General features: G+C 65.9%; 16 protein-coding genes. 13 read left to right on the top strand and 3 right to left on the bottom strand.

Going from position 1 to position 15819, the window contains the following annotated elements; translation table 11 throughout:
- Nucleotide 1 precedes the first annotated feature (1 nt).
- Nucleotides 2–832 (bottom strand): acyl-[acyl-carrier-protein] thioesterase, encoded by an 831-nt coding sequence (locus OVA31_RS05240; protein WP_267630046.1) that lies wholly within the window; start codon nt 830–832, stop codon nt 2–4.
- Nucleotides 833–931: 99 nt separating this feature from the next.
- On the opposite strand from OVA31_RS05240, the gene OVA31_RS05235 reads away from it, so the two are divergent.
- The 5 genes from OVA31_RS05235 to OVA31_RS05215 all read left to right on the top strand — a co-directional run bounded on the left by OVA31_RS05235 (nt 932) and on the right by OVA31_RS05215 (nt 6627).
- Entirely contained in the window at nt 932–2611 is a 1680-nt protein-coding gene (locus OVA31_RS05235) for an FAD-dependent oxidoreductase (protein ID WP_267630045.1), read from the top strand.
- Between the two features lie 2 nt (nt 2612–2613).
- A complete protein-coding gene (locus OVA31_RS05230; protein ID WP_267630044.1) occupies nt 2614–3897 on the top strand; it encodes a glycosyltransferase family 4 protein in 1284 nt (427 codons plus the stop codon).
- A gap of 36 nt (nt 3898–3933) precedes the next feature.
- Entirely contained in the window at nt 3934–4662 is a 729-nt protein-coding gene (locus tag OVA31_RS05225) for a class I SAM-dependent methyltransferase (protein ID WP_267630043.1), read from the top strand.
- A complete protein-coding gene (locus tag OVA31_RS05220; RefSeq protein ID WP_267630042.1) occupies nt 4659–5696 on the top strand; it encodes a prenyltransferase in 1038 nt (345 codons plus the stop codon). Before OVA31_RS05225 ends, OVA31_RS05220 begins: the two co-directional genes overlap by 4 nt.
- A 73-nt stretch (nt 5697–5769) precedes the next feature.
- Complete coding sequence (locus OVA31_RS05215) at nt 5770–6627, top strand: LLM class F420-dependent oxidoreductase (protein WP_267630041.1); 858 nt, start codon at nt 5770–5772, stop codon at nt 6625–6627.
- A gap of 156 nt (nt 6628–6783) precedes the next feature.
- Here the strand turns inward: OVA31_RS05215 and OVA31_RS05210 are convergent, their stop codons facing one another.
- On the bottom strand, nt 6784–7401 hold the full coding sequence (locus OVA31_RS05210; protein ID WP_267630040.1) for a TetR/AcrR family transcriptional regulator: 618 nt from the start codon (nt 7399–7401) through the stop codon (nt 6784–6786).
- 122 nt (nt 7402–7523) lie between these two features.
- On the opposite strand from OVA31_RS05210, the gene OVA31_RS05205 reads away from it, so the two are divergent.
- The 5 genes from OVA31_RS05205 (at nt 7524) to OVA31_RS05185 (ending at nt 11742) form a co-directional block, all read left to right on the top strand.
- Nucleotides 7524–8927, top strand: coding sequence for a flavin-containing monooxygenase (locus OVA31_RS05205; RefSeq protein ID WP_267630039.1), 1404 nt, complete (start codon nt 7524–7526; stop codon nt 8925–8927).
- Entirely contained in the window at nt 8924–9871 is a 948-nt protein-coding gene (locus tag OVA31_RS05200; protein ID WP_267630038.1) for an alpha/beta hydrolase, read from the top strand. The genes OVA31_RS05205 and OVA31_RS05200 overlap by 4 nt, the downstream gene beginning before the upstream one ends.
- On the top strand, nt 9868–10629 hold the full coding sequence (locus OVA31_RS05195; protein ID WP_267630037.1) for an SDR family NAD(P)-dependent oxidoreductase: 762 nt from the start codon (nt 9868–9870) through the stop codon (nt 10627–10629). Before OVA31_RS05200 ends, OVA31_RS05195 begins: the two co-directional genes overlap by 4 nt.
- A 148-nt stretch (nt 10630–10777) precedes the next feature.
- On the top strand, nt 10778–11056 hold the full coding sequence (locus OVA31_RS05190; protein ID WP_267630036.1) for a hypothetical protein: 279 nt from the start codon (nt 10778–10780) through the stop codon (nt 11054–11056).
- Nucleotides 11035–11742, top strand: coding sequence for a hypothetical protein (locus OVA31_RS05185; protein WP_267630035.1), 708 nt, complete (start codon nt 11035–11037; stop codon nt 11740–11742). The genes OVA31_RS05190 and OVA31_RS05185 overlap by 22 nt, the downstream gene beginning before the upstream one ends.
- A gap of 120 nt (nt 11743–11862) precedes the next feature.
- Here OVA31_RS05185 and OVA31_RS05180 read toward each other — a convergent pair whose 3' ends face one another.
- The gene (locus tag OVA31_RS05180) at nt 11863–12552 is read right to left on the bottom strand and encodes a class I SAM-dependent methyltransferase (protein WP_267630034.1); all 690 of its coding nucleotides are present in this window, start codon (nt 12550–12552) and stop codon (nt 11863–11865) included.
- A 49-nt stretch (nt 12553–12601) separates the two neighbouring features.
- Here OVA31_RS05180 and OVA31_RS05175 point away from each other — a divergent pair, with 49 nt between their 5' ends.
- From OVA31_RS05175 to OVA31_RS05165, 3 genes are all read left to right on the top strand, one after another.
- A complete protein-coding gene (locus tag OVA31_RS05175; RefSeq protein WP_267630032.1) occupies nt 12602–13570 on the top strand; it encodes an NADPH:quinone oxidoreductase family protein in 969 nt (322 codons plus the stop codon).
- Between the two features lie 68 nt (nt 13571–13638).
- A complete protein-coding gene (locus OVA31_RS05170) occupies nt 13639–13914 on the top strand; it encodes a DUF2277 domain-containing protein (RefSeq protein ID WP_267631411.1) in 276 nt (91 codons plus the stop codon).
- A gap of 161 nt (nt 13915–14075) precedes the next feature.
- A complete protein-coding gene (locus OVA31_RS05165; RefSeq protein ID WP_267631410.1) occupies nt 14076–15815 on the top strand; it encodes an ABC transporter substrate-binding protein/permease in 1740 nt (579 codons plus the stop codon).
- Nucleotides 15816–15819: the final 4 nt, after the last annotated feature.

Genomic DNA, 15819 nt, shown 5'->3' with positions numbered 1-15819 from the left:
GTCACGCTCTCGGCAGCTTCGACACCGACACCGTCGCCGCGACCACCGGTCCGTCGTCACCCGGGATCAGCATCCACACGAGAAGCCGTTCCGGTTCCCGTACCCGTCGCAGGGTGATCGGCAAGCCGGGCACGATCGGCCGCAGATACTCGATGACAGCGCGGTGCGGACCGTCCACCAGATCGGGATGGGCGACGAGCTCGTCCTCGATCGCCTCCAGGTAGGCCGCGTTGTTGAGGTGCTTGAACGGGTCGAAATCGGTGATGCGCAGAACGTGCTCGCGGTCCTCGAGCTCGATCGACGACGGATCGGGCGCCTTGTCCGGATTCATGGACTTCCAGCGCAGCCGGTGTTCATCGGTCATCTCCGAGAGCATCTCGAACATCTCGTCGGTGATGCGCGACGGCATCCCCTGATCGTTCACATTGATCCAGAACGCCTCGGTCTCGATGAGTCCCGGTTCGCGTTCGTCGGGGTTGAAGCGGTTGGTCTCGTGTTCGGCGCTGAGACGCACGCGCATGTTGGTCCAGCGTGTGGACAGTGCCCCACACCACCGCTGCGCGGTCACCGCGGCAGGCCAGGAGAACGGGCGGATCACGTCGATCACGGTCCGCCGGACGATCCAGAACGGATCGGAGGCGCCGTAGTCGGTGGCCTCGATGTTGTCGTTGGCGACATCCTGCAGGTAGCGCGCCACGGCATCGAGCCGCACGCGCATATCCTGGTCCACGTCTCCGGTCCGGACGCGATAGTCGGCCTCGAAGTATCGAGCTCCCTCCTTGCGATCGGACAATGGTTCGAACGTTGTTCCCGCTGCTTGCGAGGTGCTCACTCGGTCCCTACTTTCAGCCACCGGTATCTTTACAGTTAAGATACGCAGGACGAGAAAACTAGAACACGTTCCACGTGTTGGATTACGAGGAAACAGCAGATGGCGCATGTGATCACCCGACCATGTTGCAACGACGCCAGTTGTGTCAGCGTGTGTCCGGTCAACTGCATTCATCCCACGCCCGATGAGCCGGAGTTCTTCACGGCGGAGATGTTGTTCATCGATCCGGAGACGTGCATTGACTGCGGCGCGTGCATCGACGAGTGTCCGGTGGAGGCGATCCTCCCCGATGACCAACTCGAGGAGCGCGACGAACCGTATCTGCAGATCAACGCCGATTACTACAAGGACCACGACGTCGAGGGCGGCCTGGTACCCCCGAAGAAGGCGCCGCAGTTGCCCGACGGCGAACTGCATGTCGCCATCATCGGCGCCGGTCCGGCGGCCTTCTACGCGGCCGAGGAACTCGTGCGCAAGCCTCAGGTCAAGGTCGACATGTTCGATCGGCTGCCGACGCCCTACGGTCTCGTGCGGGCCGGCGTCGCGCCCGACCACGCACCCACCAAGGGCGTCGAGAAGACTTTCGCGGCGACGGCGGCAAAGCGGAACTTCCAGTACTTCCTGAACGTCGAGGTCGGAAAGCACATCACGCACGCCGAGCTCGTCGAGCGCTATCACGCGGTGGTCTACGCGGTCGGTGCGTCCACCGACAAACGTCTCGGGCTCGAGGGAGAGGATCTGTCCGGATCCATCCCGGCCACCGAGTTCGTCGCCTGGTACAACGGCCATCCCGACTATGCCGACCTCGACGTCGATCTGTCGTCGGAGCGGGCGGTGGTCGTCGGAAACGGCAACGTGGCCCTCGACGTCGCGCGCATCCTGGTCAGCGATCCCGACGAACTCGCGAAGACCGACATCGCCGATCACGCGCTGGCAACGTTGCGTGAGTCGAATGTCAAGGAGGTCGTCTTGCTCGCCCGGCGTGGCGTCGCGCAGGCGGCGTACACCAACAGCGAGTTCCTGGCGCTCGGTGATGTCGAGGGTGTCGACGTCGTGATCGATCCCGAGGAACTCGTCCTCGATCCGGCCAGTGAGGCCGCACTCGAGGACGACACCCTGGATTCCACCATCGCGACCAAGATCCGCCTGGCGCGGGAGTTCGCCGAGCGGCCGGCCACCGAGGGGAACCGGCGCATCGTGTTCCGCTTCCTGGTCTCGCCGATGGAGCTGAGCGGCGACGGGCACGTGGAGCGGCTGACGTGCGTGCGCAACGTGTACGCGCCGGGCACCGAACGGGTGGCGGTGACCCCGTCGGAGGAGCACTTCGACATCGAGACCGGAGTGGTGTTGCGGGCGATCGGCTATCGTGGCGTACCTGTCATCGACCTGCCGTTCGACGATGTGAACGGCGTCGTGCCGAACACCGACGGCAGGGTTCAGGTCGCGGCCGACGGTGAGGTCGTGCCGGGACTCTTCGTCACTGGATGGATCAAACGTGGTGCGACCGGGGGGATCGGCATGAATCGGATATGTGGTCAGGAGACCGCGGAGGCCGTACTGAAAGACTATGTGGCGGGGTCGTTCTCGAGCCCGGCCACGTCTCGCGACGACGTCGCCGACATCGTGTCGGACCGCGGTGCCCGTCGGATCGACATGGATGGCTGGAAGGCCATCGATGCCGCCGAGAAGAATGCCGGCAAGTCTGCCGGTCGCCGACGCGTGAAGTTCGTCTCGCTCAACGAGTTCGAGGTCGCCGCCGGTATGGAACCGGTGCAGTAGGGATGCGCGTCGCACTGCTGTCGTATCGCAGCAAGCCGCATTGTGGCGGTCAGGGAGTCTACGTCCGTCACCTGTCCCGAGAGCTTGCACTGCTCGGGCACGAGGTCGAGATCTTCTCCGGCCAGCCATATCCCGAACTCGACCAGGTCGCCATCGATGCGGGAGTCAAGCTCACCAAGGTGCCGAGCATGGCGCTCTATGACGAGCCGGACCCGTTCCGTACCCCGCGACCGAGCGAGTACCGCGACTGGATCGATGCGCTCGAGGTCGGGTCGATGTGGACCGCGAGCTTCGGTGAGCCACTCACCTTCAGTCTGCGGGTGGCCCGACTGCTGAAGCAGCGGAGGGACGATTTCGACATCGTCCACGACAACCAATGCCTCGGTTACGGCTTGCTCGACATCCAGAAGGCCGGCTTCCCTCTGATCGCGACGATCCATCACCCGATCACCCGCGATCGCACACTGGCGGTCAAGGCGGCCAAGGGCTGGCGCAAGATCACCGCATGGCGATGGCATTCGTTCCTGCGGATGCAGGGTCGCGTCTCCCGGCGAATCCCCGAACTGCTCACTGTGTCCCGCAGCAGCGAGGTCGACATCCGCAAGGCATTCGACATCCCGTCGGGCCGCATCACCACGATCCCGCTCGGCGTCAACACGGATGTTTTCCGTCCGGGCGTCGAACGTGTCCCGGGACGCGTCGCCTGCGTCGCCAGTGCCGACGCGCCGCTCAAGGGTGTCTCGTACCTGCTGGAGGCCATCGCGAAACTGAGTGCGGAGCGTCAGGTCGAACTGGTACTGGTGTCCAAACTCGACCCGAACGGTCCGTCGGCCAAGATGATCGACGACCTGGCCATCGGAGATCGGGTCCGCGTGGTCTCCGGCCTGGAGGACGAGGAGATGGCCGACCTACTGGCGTCGGCCGAGGTCGCTTGTGTCCCATCCCTGTACGAGGGCTTCTCGCTTCCTGCGGTCGAGGCGATGAGCTGCGCGACCCCGCTCGTCGCGACCCGCGCCGGTGCGATTCCCGAGGTCGTCGGAACCGAGGAGGAGGCGGCTCTGCTGGTGCCGCCGGGCGATTCCGGCAAACTCGCCCAGTCCATCGGACGCCTGCTCGACGATGCCGAGCTGCGGCGTCGACTCGGTCAGGGCGGCCGGAGCCGCGTCGAGGACCGGTACAGCTGGGCGGCGGTGGCCGCCAAGACCGCGGCTCACTACGAAACCGTTCTGGAACGAGTCGCGCGCGATGGGGGCGTGGCGACCGAGCCCGGCCCGGTCGCGGGCTGACCACAGCAACATCACGGATCGACGAAGGGAACACGCGTGCTGACAGTGGATTTCGACCGCCTGGGGGTGGGTCCGCAGACCAAGGCGATCGATATCGGTGCCGGGCAGGGGAGGCACTCGTTCGAGATGTTCCGGCGCGGCGCGGATGTCATCGCCTTCGACCAGTCCGAATCCGACATGGCCGATGTCGGCGAGATGTTCGACGCGATGATGGCCGAAGGGCACGTGCCGGCCGATGCGAAAGCGCGGGCCGAGGTCGGTGACGCACTTCGTCTTCCGTACGCCGACAACAGCTTCGACGTCGTCCTGATGTCCGAGATCCTGGAGCACATCCCAGGTGACGAAGCCGCGATGGCCGAGATGGTGCGGATACTCAAGCCGGGCGGGGTCGCTGCCGTCACCGTGCCCCGCTACTGGCCCGAGAAGGTCTGCTGGGCATTGTCGGATGAGTACCACGAGGTGGAAGGCGGTCACGTCCGGATCTACAAGGCGTCCGAACTGGCCGACAAGCTGACCCGCGCGGGGCTCGAGGTCACCGGTACCGATCACTCGCACGCACTTCACGCGCCGTACTGGTGGCTGAAATGTGCTGTCGGCGTGGAGAACAACGACAACCTCCTGGTGAAGGGATATCACCAGCTGCTCGTCTGGGACATGATGAGCAAGCCGTGGCTGACCCGGGCGGGGGAGCAGGCACTCAACCCGTTCATCGGCAAGTCGGTGGCCCTGTACCTACGGAAGCCGGCCGACTCCGGGACACCGTGACGCAGTTTCCGGCGATCGCCGGGGTACTGACCGCGCAGCAGACGGACGCCACGGGCGCCGCTGTCGCTGCGATGCAAGAGGACTCGGGTGCACTGCCGTGGTTCCCGGGTGGTCAGACCGATCCGTGGGACCATATCGAGTCGGCGATGGCGCTGTCGGTGACCGGACGTGTCGCGGAGGCGGAGGCGGCCTACGAGTGGTCGCGGCGCCTGCAGCGCGAGGACGGTTCGTGGCCCATCCGTACCGTCATCGGCCACGTCGAGGATGCGAACGTCGACAGCAACTTCTGCGCTTACATCGCGGTCGGGGTCTGGCATCACTACCTGATCACCGGTGACACGAGGTTCCTCGATCGGATGTGGCCGATGGTGTGGTCGGCGATCGACCTGGTGATGAAGTTCCAGCGTCCCGACGGCGCGTTCCGGTGGGGCGGGGACCACGGCACCGGAGCGATGTTCGACCAGGCCCAGATCACCGGCAACGCAAGCATTTTCCAGGCGCTCGACTGCGCGATCCGGATCGCCGACGAGGTAGGTCAACCGGATCAGGAGTGGGTGACCGCGCACGCCGCGCTCGGCGACGCGATCCGCGACCGGCCGGAGATCTTCGAACCGCCGTCGGATCACTCGATGGACTGGTACTACCCGATTCTCGGCGGCGCGTTGCGAGGCCGGGCGGGCCAGGAACACATCGCACGCCGGTGGGACGAGTTCGTGGTCGACGGCAAAGGTGTTCGCTGCGTTGACCATCGGCCGTGGGTCACCGGCGCCGAGACCTGCGAGCTCGCGCTGGCCCTCGATGCGCTCGGGGACACCGGAGATGCGGTCACGCTCGTGGAATCCATTCAGCACCTTCGGGATCCCGACGGCTCCTACTGGACCGGTCTGGTCTATTCCGACGGCAAACGGTGGCCGGTAGAGAAGAGTTGCTGGACGTCGGCGGCGGTCATTCTCGCTGCTGATGCGATCAGTCGGACCAGTGCGGCCAACGGGATCTTCCGCGACGTGCGACAAAACCTGGCCGTCGGGCGCTGAATGACCTAGACTGGTGTCCAGTCAGTCGTCCAGGGTTGGACGTGACATATCGCGACGCGGCGTTGGAGGGTTCATGGAATTCGGAATCGTGCAGTTCACCAGTGATCGTGGGCTCAAGCCCCATGTGCTCGCCCCGCTGATCGAAGAGGCCGGATTCGCTGCGTACTACGTGCCGGAACACGGTCACATCCCCACCAGGCGCGACGCGGCGCATCCGCAGACCGGCGACTCCTCGCTGCCCGATGACCGCTACATGAGGACTCTGGATCCGTGGACCTCCCTGGCCGCGGCCGCCGCGGTCACCGAACGGATCCGCCTGGCCACCGCGGTGGCTCTTCCGGTGCAGTCGGATCCGATCACGCTGGCGAAGACATTGGCCACCCTGGATCACATCTCCGGCGGCCGTGTCACCCTCGGCGTCGGATTCGGCTGGAACCTCGACGAACTCGGTGATCATCACGTGCCGCCGAAGCGCCGGCGGACCATGCTGCGCGAATACCTCGAGGCGATGCGTGCGTTGTGGACTCAGGAAGAGGCCGAATATCACGGAGAGTTCGTCGATTTCGGTGCCAGCTGGGCGTGGCCCAAGCCGCCGCAATCGTCGATCCCGACCCTCGTCGGCGCGGCAGGCAACGAGAAGAATTTCAAGTGGATCGCACGCAGTGCGGACGGCTGGATCACCACGCCCGGTGAAGACGACATCGAGGGTTCGGTGGAACTCCTCAAGCGCATCTGGTCGGAGGCGGGCCGCGACGGGGAACCGCAGATCGTCGTACTCGACTTCAAGCCGGTTCCCGAACGCCTCGACAAGTGGCGTGAGATCGGTGTGACCACCGTCCTCTACGGACTGCCGGACGACAGTGTGGAGCGCGCGAGCGGTTACCTCGCGAAGCTCGCCGGGAAACTCGGTCTCGCCCCGGCCGCGGTCTGAGGGGCTCCATCGCGCCTGCTCGGTTTCGATACGCGTCGGACTCGCTCCGCTCGTGCGTCGCTACTCAACCTGCGGGTGGAGCTTCTACCTGCTGGTCGAGCAGCGTCGAGCCGCTAGGCGAGAGGCGTATCGAGACCACTTGCGCCACATGCCTATTCACTGACCCGGAGATGCCCGCAACCCCGGCATCAGATACCGCCGAACCTGACGCAGCACCGCGTCGGCGTCATCGGGATCGACCGCGTCGCCGGGGACGGTGCCCAGACTGATCAGCACCCGCGCGACCCATTCGGACACCTCGTCGAGATCGTGATCGGGATGGATCTCGCCGCGCTCGGCGGCGGCGTCGATGAACGGGCGCCAGAAGGCTGCCAGGTCGGGTATCAGGCCGGCAACTCCGGCGCCGGCGCACGCTGCGAATTCGTCGGGTTCGGTGGTCCGCAACCGCATCAGCAGCGTTCCGGGATCGTCGTAGGCGCCACGGCCGATGCGTACGCCTGCACTCACCTGCCGATCGAGGCCGTCGATTGCCTCGAGTTCGGCGACGGCGTCACCCCAGAACGATTCGTTGAGCCGCACGATCGCGGCGCCGATGAGCGTGGACTTGTCCGGGAAGTGTCGATAGAGCCAGGCCCGGGACACCCCGGCCGTCTCCGCGACCTCCTGCATGGTGGTCGAGCGGATTCCCTTCTCGGCGAGCAGCTTCTCGCACGCGTCGAGGAGTCGGGCAGTGACGGAGCCCGTCGGTTGCGGATTCGTCGGTGCCTCGCTCACGTTCGCACCCTAGCAAATCTGTAGACAAATTCCGGATTCTGTTTACCCTGGCGTCGAAATGCGGTAGACAGAATGAATAATCTGTCTACCGCCCGGTATGCGGGCAACTCAGGCGAGGAACCATGAGCACATATCTACCGCGTACCGCGGTCATCGGGGCAGGGATCAGCGGTCTCACGTCCGGAAAGATGCTCGCCGACTACGGCGTGCCGTACACCTGCTTCGAATCGTCTGACCGGATCGGTGGGAACTGGGCGTTCGGCAACCCGAACGGTCACAGCAGCGCATACCGCTCACTGCACATCGACACGTCCAAGCATCAGCTGTCGTTCCGTGACTTCCCGATGCCCGATGAGTACCCCGACTTCCCGCATCACTCAGAGATCAAGCGCTATCTCGACTCCTACGCGCAGGCGTTCGGGTTGCTCGACAACATCGAGTTCGAGAACGGTGTCACCCATGCCCGTCGGCTCGACGGCGGGGGGTGGGAACTCGAGACCCAACGGGGCGGTCGACGCCGGTTCGACCTCCTGGTGGTCGCGAACGGACACCACTGGGACCCGAGGTTTCCCGAGTTCCCCGGCGAGTTCGCCGGGACCACCATGCATGCGCACCACTACATCGATCCGAAGACCCCGCACGAGTTCTCGGACAAGCGGATTCTGGTTGTCGGTCTCGGGAACAGCGCCGCCGACATCGCGGTTGAGCTGTCGTCGAAGGCGCTCGGCAACAAGCTGACATTGTCGACGCGATCGGGCGCCTGGATCGTGCCGAAGTACTTCGCCGGCAAACCGGCCGACCGGTACTACCACACCTCGCCGTACATCCCGTTCTCGTGGCAGCGGAAATTCATGCAGGTCATGCAGCCGATGACCGCTGGACGTCCGGAGGACTTCGGACTGCCGACGCCGAATCACAAGTTCTTCGAGGCGCATCCGACGCAGTCGGTGGAGCTGCCGCTGCGCCTCGGCTCGGGTGACGTGATCCCGAAGCCCAACATCGCGCGGTTCGACGGTGACACCGTCCATTTCGAGGACGGTACTTCCGACGACTTCGACATCATCATCTACGCAACGGGTTACAACATCACCTTCCCGTTCTTCGATCCGGACTTCATCAGCGCACCGGACAATCGGATCGATCTGTACAAGCGAATGTTCTACCCGGGCATCGACGATCTCGTGTTCGCCGGGTTCGCGCAAGCGACCCCGACACTGTTCCCGTTCGTCGAATGTCAGGCACGACTGCTCGGCGCCTACGCCGTCGGGCGGTATCGCCTGCCGTCGGAGCCGGAGATGCATCGGGTGATCGCCGAGGATCAGCAGTTCTTCACCGGTCACATGCTCGACCGGCCCCGGCACACCCAGCAACTCGACCATTACCTCTACGAACACAACATCCGCGCCAAGGAGATCCCGGCGGGTCTCGGTCGCGCCAGGGTTCAGGGCGCGCCTGCATGGGCCCGGGTCGAGGAGCATGACGAGCCGATGGTCGCCGCCGCGGCCGCACCGGGAGGTCCGCAGTGACGACGACCAGGACGACCATCACCTTCGATTCCCACGGAACAGGCTGTGACGCCTGGTATTTCCCGGGCTCTGACTCGTCAGAGTTCGACACCCCGGCGGGTCGGCCCGTGGTGGTGATGGCACACGGGTTCGCCGGCACCAAGGACTCCGGTCTCGAGCCCTACGCGCAGCGCCTCGCCGACGCCGGACTCGCGGTGTTCGCCTTCGACTATCGAGGATTCGGCTTGTCGGGTGGCGAACCACGACAACGGATCTCGATGGCCGGACAAGCCGATGACTATCGCGCGGCGATCGTCGCGGCCAAGCGTCAGGAGGGGGTCGACCCCGAGCGCGTCATCCTCTGGGGCGTCTCGCAATCCGGTGGTCACACGCTGGTCGTGGCCGCAGACCGGTCCGACATCTGCGCCGTGATCGCGATGGTGCCGCTCGTCAACGGTCTCGCGGCAGGAGTTCACCACTATCCACAGGTCGGTGCGGGTGGGATGGCGCGATCGACCGTCGTCGGGATCGGCAGCGCCCTTGCAGGCAAGATGGGACGGCCGCCGACGATGATGCCGGTGGTCGGGAGGCCGGGAGAGAAGGCCGCGCTGACGTCGCCGGGCTTCTACGAGGACTATCTCGCGATCGCCGGTCCGTCGTGGCGCAACGAGGTGGACGCGTCGATCGGATTGGAACTCGGCAACTTCCGCGCCGACAAGTCTGCCGATGCGATCACCGCGCCGGTCCTGATGCAGATCGCCGACTTCGATCAGGGCGCACCACCCCACGCCGCGGCGAAGGCGGGATTCAAGGCGCGCGCCGAGGTGCGACACTACCCGTGCGATCACTTCGACGTCTTCGCGGGCAAGGACTGGTTCGAACCCGCTGTCGCGCATCAACTGTCATTCCTGACCGCACACCTCGCGCCCGCAGCCGAGACGGCCGCCACGGGCGGTGACTCATGAGCGGCTCGCCTGCTGCCGTTGTCGTCGGCGGAGCGTCGGGTATCGGTCTGGCGACCGCGCGGGCGCTGGCCGCCGAGGGATATGCCGTCACCATCGCCGACGTGAACGCCGATGCGGCGCGGACGGCCGCCGACGAGATCGGCGGTACCACCAACGCGGTGACGATGGACGTGACAGACGAGGAATCGGTGGCCGCGGGCTTCGAGGCGGTACCGGATCTGCATGCCGTCGTGAGCTGTGCCGGTCTGACGATTCCCGGCGCCATCACCGAACTGCCGCTCGAACACTGGCAGACCACCATCGACGTCTGCCTCACCGGGTCGTTCCTGGTGCTCAAACATGCAGGCCAACGCGTCGTCGAGGGCGGCAGTATCACCGTGATCTCATCCCTGAACGGGCGTCAGCCCGGCAACGGTGTCGGTGCCTACTGTGCGTCGAAGGCCGGTGTCACGATGCTCGTCGAGGTGGCCGCGCTGGAGATGGCGCCGCGCCGGGTGCGGGTCAATGCGATCGCGCCCGGCGTTGTCGACACCCCGCTCACAGCCGGACTGTCGATGGTTCCGGGGCTCACCGAGGAGTACATCGAGAACACTCCGTTGGGCCGCAGCGGTCGTCCGGAGGAGATAGCGGACATGGCGGTGTTCCTCGCATCGGACAAGGCCGCGTGGATCACCGGAGCCGCCTTCGACGTGAACGGCGGCGCGCACCTGCAGCGCTACCCCGACGTGCTCGGCAAAGTGCGGGCGATGATGTCCTGACGGTTCGTCCCCCGGGTCTTGCTTCCTCGTCCGGCCGCAGTCGGAGAGCGAAACAAGATCGGGGGGAGGAACTTGGGGCGGCCGGCGGTGATGCGGCCTGTGGATGGATTCGGGGCACCGGCGCGAGATCGCGGCATGATGACGGGTCATGGACGACTTCGACATCGGCGCCGAACATCTGGTGTTCCGGGCCGACGCGCTGGACAAGGGCATGACCGACGCCGGGCTGCGTCGTGACGTCACGACCGGGGCCAAGGAACGCGTCTGGCACGGCGCTTACCTACCAACCTCAGGCGAGTCCGCCGACGGCTATTCCGCCAAACTCGAGCGATACCGCGCGACGGTCATCGCCGCATCGCTCAACGGAGGACCGAAGCGCACCGCCAGCCACGTCTCGGGGCCGCGATGCATCACATCCCGCTGCTGAGACCTGATCTCACGGCCGTCCACTTCACCTCCGCCACAACGGGGAAGACCATCAAGCGCGGGATCGTCCAGCAGGCCGCACTCAGAGAATCCGATATCGAGATCGTCGACGACATCCCGGTCACCTCGCGTGCCCGAGCGATATGCGACGTCGCGCGCACCGGCACATTTGCCCAGGGGGTCTGCGTTCTCGATTCGGGTCTGCACCTCGGCGTGACGATGGGAGAGATCGGAGAGCAGGTCGACCAACTGCGACGGCACCACGGCATTGCGATGCTGCGATCGACCGTGGTCTCGGCGAACGGATTGTCAGAGAGCGTCGGTGAGTCCGTGAGCCGACTGGTGCTCTCCGAGAACCCACTGATCCCCACACCTGATCTGCAGGTCGTGATCCCGGTGGACCTCGAGGGGGAACGCAAGACGGTGCGCGGCGACTTCGGCTGGCGGGATGTCGACGGCGTGCTCCGAGTTGTCGGAGAGTTCGACGGTCGCCTCAAGTATCACCGGTCGAGCCCGTTCGGGGACCCGCTGCCCGAGGACGTCATCTATGAGGAGAAACTCCGCGAGGATGCGATCCGCGCGACGGGACCGCTGGTCGTCCGATGGACATGGTCGGATTCCATGCGCCCCAGAATTCTCCACGCCAGGGTGATCGCAGCCCTCCGAGCCGCCGGCATCCTCCGGTGACGGCATCCTCCGCCCCCCGTTCGTCCCCCGGGTATGGTCTCGTCCTCCGCGTGCTTGCGGTGGGCGAAGTGATACCCGGGGGACGAACGGGGGGCGGGGCGGGACCGGGGTGGGGTGGGGTCAGCCGAGGGGGGTGCCGACCTCGCCGCCGTCGCGACGGAGCACGCGCAGCGAGCCCTCGGCCCGCACCTCGGTGAACTGCCCGGTGGCCAGCGCCTGACGATAGATCTCGTAGGGCGGCCGTCCGCCGTCCTCCGGGTTCGGGAACACGTCGTGGATGAGCAGGGCGCCGCCGATGCGCACCCAGGGCGCCCAGCCGTCGAGGTCGTTCTGCGCGGCCTGCATGCTGTGGCCACCGTCGATGAACACGAAGTCGGCAGGCTTGCCCCACACCTTCGCGGCGATGGCCGACCCTGCGAGCATGCCGATCACGGTGTTCTCGAGGCCCGCGTCGTACATGGTCCGGCGGAAGCGCGTCGAGGTGTCGAGCGTCCCGGTGTGCGGGTCGACGAGGGACTTGTCGTGGTACTCCCAGCCGGGCTGGTGCTCCTCGGAGCCACGATGATGATCGACCGTCACGATGGTCGCCCCGTAGTGTTCGGCGGCCGCGCCGAGGAAGACGGTGGATTTGCCACAGTAGGTGCCGATCTCGATTCCGACTCGAGTCGAATTCGGCTGGGCCAGATACTCTCCCGCGATCTCGAAAAGTGTCTGTGCCTCGTCGAGCGGCATGAATCCGGGGGCCTCTTCGGCCACTTTGAGACGCTCCGGCGATGGTGCGTTCGGCGTCCTTGCCGACGATGCAGTCATACCGCTGATCCTATCCGGTCGATATTGCCGGCCGCGTAGGGTGAGCCGTATGAAAGCACAAGTGCTCACCGCCGAGACGGGACCCGCTGGACTGGAACTGACCGACGTCGCCGACCCGACGCCGGCCGACGGACAGGTCCTCGTCGACATCAAGTCGTGTGGTGTCTGCTTCCCCGACCTCCTGATGAGTCAGGGCAAATATCAGCTGCGCATGCCGACGCCCTTCACCCCGGGTACCGAGGTGGCGGGCGTGGTCCGCGAGGCTCCTGCCGGCTCGTCGGTGAAGGCGGGCGACAAGGTGCTGGTGGCGTCCATCGTCGGCGGTTTCGCCGAGCAGGTCGCCGCGGCGCCCGAGCAGTTGTTGCCGCTACCAGAGGGGCTGTCCTTCGACCAGGGTGCGGCGATGGGCATCAACTACCAGACGGCGTTGTTCGCGCTGAAGCTCCGCGCACAGACCGCGCCCGGCGAGATCGTCGGTGTCCTCGGCGCTGCGGGCGGCGTCGGTACCGCGTCGATCATGGTGGCAAAGGCGATGGGCGCCAAGGTGATCGCCATCGTCCATCGCAAGGGCGCCGAGGAGCTGCTGCGCAGCACGGGTGCCGACGAGATCGTCGCGCTCGAAGATGGTTGGGGCGACAAGCTCCGGGAGGTCGCACCCGAAGGCGTGGACGTCATGATCGACCCCTCGGGCGGAGAGGTCTTCGACGAGGCGCTGCGTCAGGTCGCCCCCGACGGGCGCTATGTGGTCATCGGTTTCGCTGCGGGCGGTATCCCGACGGTCAAGCTCAACCGGGTGCTGTTCCGCAACATCTCCGTCGTCGGCGCCGCGTGGGGCGAGTACGTGCGAACCCATCCCGGAGTGCCGGAGATGCTGCACGACGAACTGGCCGAGATGATCGCCGCAGGTCTCCAGCCGCAGGTCAACGTCACCTATTCGCTCGACGAACTGCCCAAGGCGTTGACCGATCTGGCCGAAGGGCGGATCCTGGGGAAAGCGGTCGTCAAGATCGCTGACTGAACACCTTGTCCGCTGGTCGAGTGGTCGACGAGCGAAGCGAGGAGACGTATCGAGACCAGGAGCCCACCATGTGCCGCAACATCACCGAGCTGCGTGGTCTGGAGCCCGCGGCGACCGACGAGGAGATCGAGGCAGCGGCCCGCCAGTACATCCGCAAGGTGAGTGGCATCCGACATCCGTCGTCGGCCAACGTCGAGGCCTTCGAGCTGGCCGTGCAGCAGGTCACCGAGGCCACCCACGCGCTGCTCGACGTGTTGCCCGAGCGGCGGCAGCCGCCCAAGACCGTGCCACCGCTGCGTCGTCCCGAGGTGCGGGCGCGGATGGCGGCACAGGGGTCGGTCTGACACCGGGGGTTTCGCGCAGCGATGAGCGGAAGTGTTGGGTGTTCGCCGTCATCGCTCGCTAATGTGCTGAGGTGACTGCCACCCGTCCGGCTTCGGCTCGCTCCGCTCCCAGACCGGTCCGCCACCTGGCATTCCTGGTGGTCGTGGCCATCATCGGACTGATGGCCGCCGTCGGGGGCCCTGCTCCTCGCGCTGCCGCCGCGCCGCCGGACAGTTGTACGCCTGCCGGTGCGGCGTCGGCATCGGCGGCCCCGACCAACATGGCGGCGGCGGATCAGGGCGGCGAGGACCGCTACACCACCGCCACCACGACCCCGGTCGACCAGATCGACACCAACGCTCTCGGCCTGCTGAAACCCGGCACGATCTCGGTCGGCACCCTGTCCGACGCCGGCCCCAGCATCTGTGTGAACGGGCAGGGCGTCTTCACCGGCTTCGACAACGAGCTGCTCAAGGCGGTCGCGGCCAAGCTCGGCCTGCAGATCCAGTTCTCCGGGACCGAGTTCGCCGGACTGCTCTCGCAGGTCGCCAACAACCGGTTCGACGTGGGGTCGTCGTCGATCACCACCACCGACGAGCGACGCAAGACGGTCGACTTCACCAACGGCTACGACTTCGGCTATTTCTCGCTGGTCGCACCGACGAGCGGATCGATCAAGGGCTTCTCGGACCTGAGTGACTCCACCAGGATCGGCGTCGTCCAGGGCACCGTCCAGGACGACTACGTGATCAACACGCTCAAGCTCGACCCGGTGAAGTTCCCCGACTATGCGACCGCGTACGCGAACCTGAAGAGCGGCCAGATCGACGCCTGGGTGGCCCCCTCGCAGCAGGCGGAGGGAGCGGTGAAGGACGGTGACGGCACCGCCATCGTCGAGAACACCTTCAGTGTCAACAACTTCGTCGCCTGGGCGGTCGGCAAGAACAAACCGGAACTCGTCGCGGCGCTCAACTCCGGACTCGACGCCATCATCGCCGACGGCACCTATGCGAAGCTCTACACCGACTGGGTGCCGCGTGAACTGCCGGACGGCTGGAAGCCCGGCAGCAAGGCCGCACCCGAGCCGAAACTGCCGGATTTCGCCGCCATCGCCAAGGAGAACGAAGCCGAGAACGCGGGGAAGGCGGAGGAGTCGACCGCACCGAAGGGCACCTTCGCCCAGCTGGGCAGCACGTTCTTCAACTGGGACCTCTACCGGGAGTCCTTCCCCGACCTGATCAAGACCGGACTGGTCAACACCCTGATCCTGTCGCTCGTGTCCGGTGTCCTCGGCACCATCCTCGGCATGCTGCTGGCCGTCGCCGGCATCTCCCGCTCGCGATGGCTGCGCTGGCCGGCCCGTGTGTACACCGACATCTTCCGCGGTCTGCCCGCAGTGGTGGTGATTCTGCTCGTCGGTCTCGGGGTGGGCCCGGTGGTCAAGAACCTCACCGGGAACAACCCCTATTGGCTCGGCGCCGTCGCGTTGGCACTGCTCGCCGCCGCCTACATCGGCGAGATCTTCCGATCGGGTATCCAGAGCGTCGACGACGGGCAGATGGAGGCCTCGCGCGCCATCGGTTTCAGCTATCGGCAGTCGATGCGGCTCGTCGTGATCCCACAGGGTGTGCGGCGCGTCCTACCGGCGCTGATGAATCAGTTCATCAGCCTGATCAAGGACAGTTCGCTGGTCTACTTCCTCGGCCTGCTGGCCAGTCAACGAGAGCTGTTCGCGGTCGGCCGAGACCTCAACGCGCAGACCGGCAACCTTTCGCCGCTGGTGGCGGCGGGCATCGTCTATCTCGTCCTGACGATTCCCCTCACACACCTCGTGAATTACATCGACAACCGGTTGCGCACCGGCCGCCCCGCCGACGTCGAGGACGACCCGCTGCCGGCAACGGCGGTCGAGAAGGGATGAGCGA

Origin of the sequence: Gordonia sp. SL306 (assembly GCF_026625785.1) — a bacterium.
GTDB lineage: Bacteria > Actinomycetota > Actinomycetes > Mycobacteriales > Mycobacteriaceae > Gordonia.
This window is presented reverse-complemented; position numbering and strand designations above follow the sequence as displayed.

Excerpts from the sequence above, each read along its gene's own strand:
- OVA31_RS05235 (WP_267630045.1), top strand. The coding sequence starts at position 932 with ATGGCGCATGTGATCACCCGACCATGTTGCAACGACGCCAGTTGTGTC.
- OVA31_RS05230 (WP_267630044.1), top strand. The coding sequence starts at position 2,614 with ATGCGCGTCGCACTGCTGTCGTATCGCAGCAAGCCGCATTGTGGCGGT.
- OVA31_RS05215 (WP_267630041.1), top strand. The coding sequence starts at position 5,770 with ATGGAATTCGGAATCGTGCAGTTCACCAGTGATCGTGGGCTCAAGCCC.
- OVA31_RS05205 (WP_267630039.1), top strand. The coding sequence starts at position 7,524 with ATGAGCACATATCTACCGCGTACCGCGGTCATCGGGGCAGGGATCAGC.
- OVA31_RS05195 (WP_267630037.1), top strand. The coding sequence starts at position 9,868 with ATGAGCGGCTCGCCTGCTGCCGTTGTCGTCGGCGGAGCGTCGGGTATC.
- OVA31_RS05190 (WP_267630036.1), top strand. The coding sequence starts at position 10,778 with ATGGACGACTTCGACATCGGCGCCGAACATCTGGTGTTCCGGGCCGAC.
- OVA31_RS05185 (WP_267630035.1), top strand. The coding sequence starts at position 11,035 with ATGCATCACATCCCGCTGCTGAGACCTGATCTCACGGCCGTCCACTTC.
- OVA31_RS05180 (WP_267630034.1), bottom strand. The coding sequence starts at position 12,552 with ATGACTGCATCGTCGGCAAGGACGCCGAACGCACCATCGCCGGAGCGT.
- OVA31_RS05175 (WP_267630032.1), top strand. The coding sequence starts at position 12,602 with ATGAAAGCACAAGTGCTCACCGCCGAGACGGGACCCGCTGGACTGGAA.
- OVA31_RS05170 (WP_267631411.1), top strand. The coding sequence starts at position 13,639 with ATGTGCCGCAACATCACCGAGCTGCGTGGTCTGGAGCCCGCGGCGACC.
- OVA31_RS05165 (WP_267631410.1), top strand. The coding sequence starts at position 14,076 with ATGGCCGCCGTCGGGGGCCCTGCTCCTCGCGCTGCCGCCGCGCCGCCG.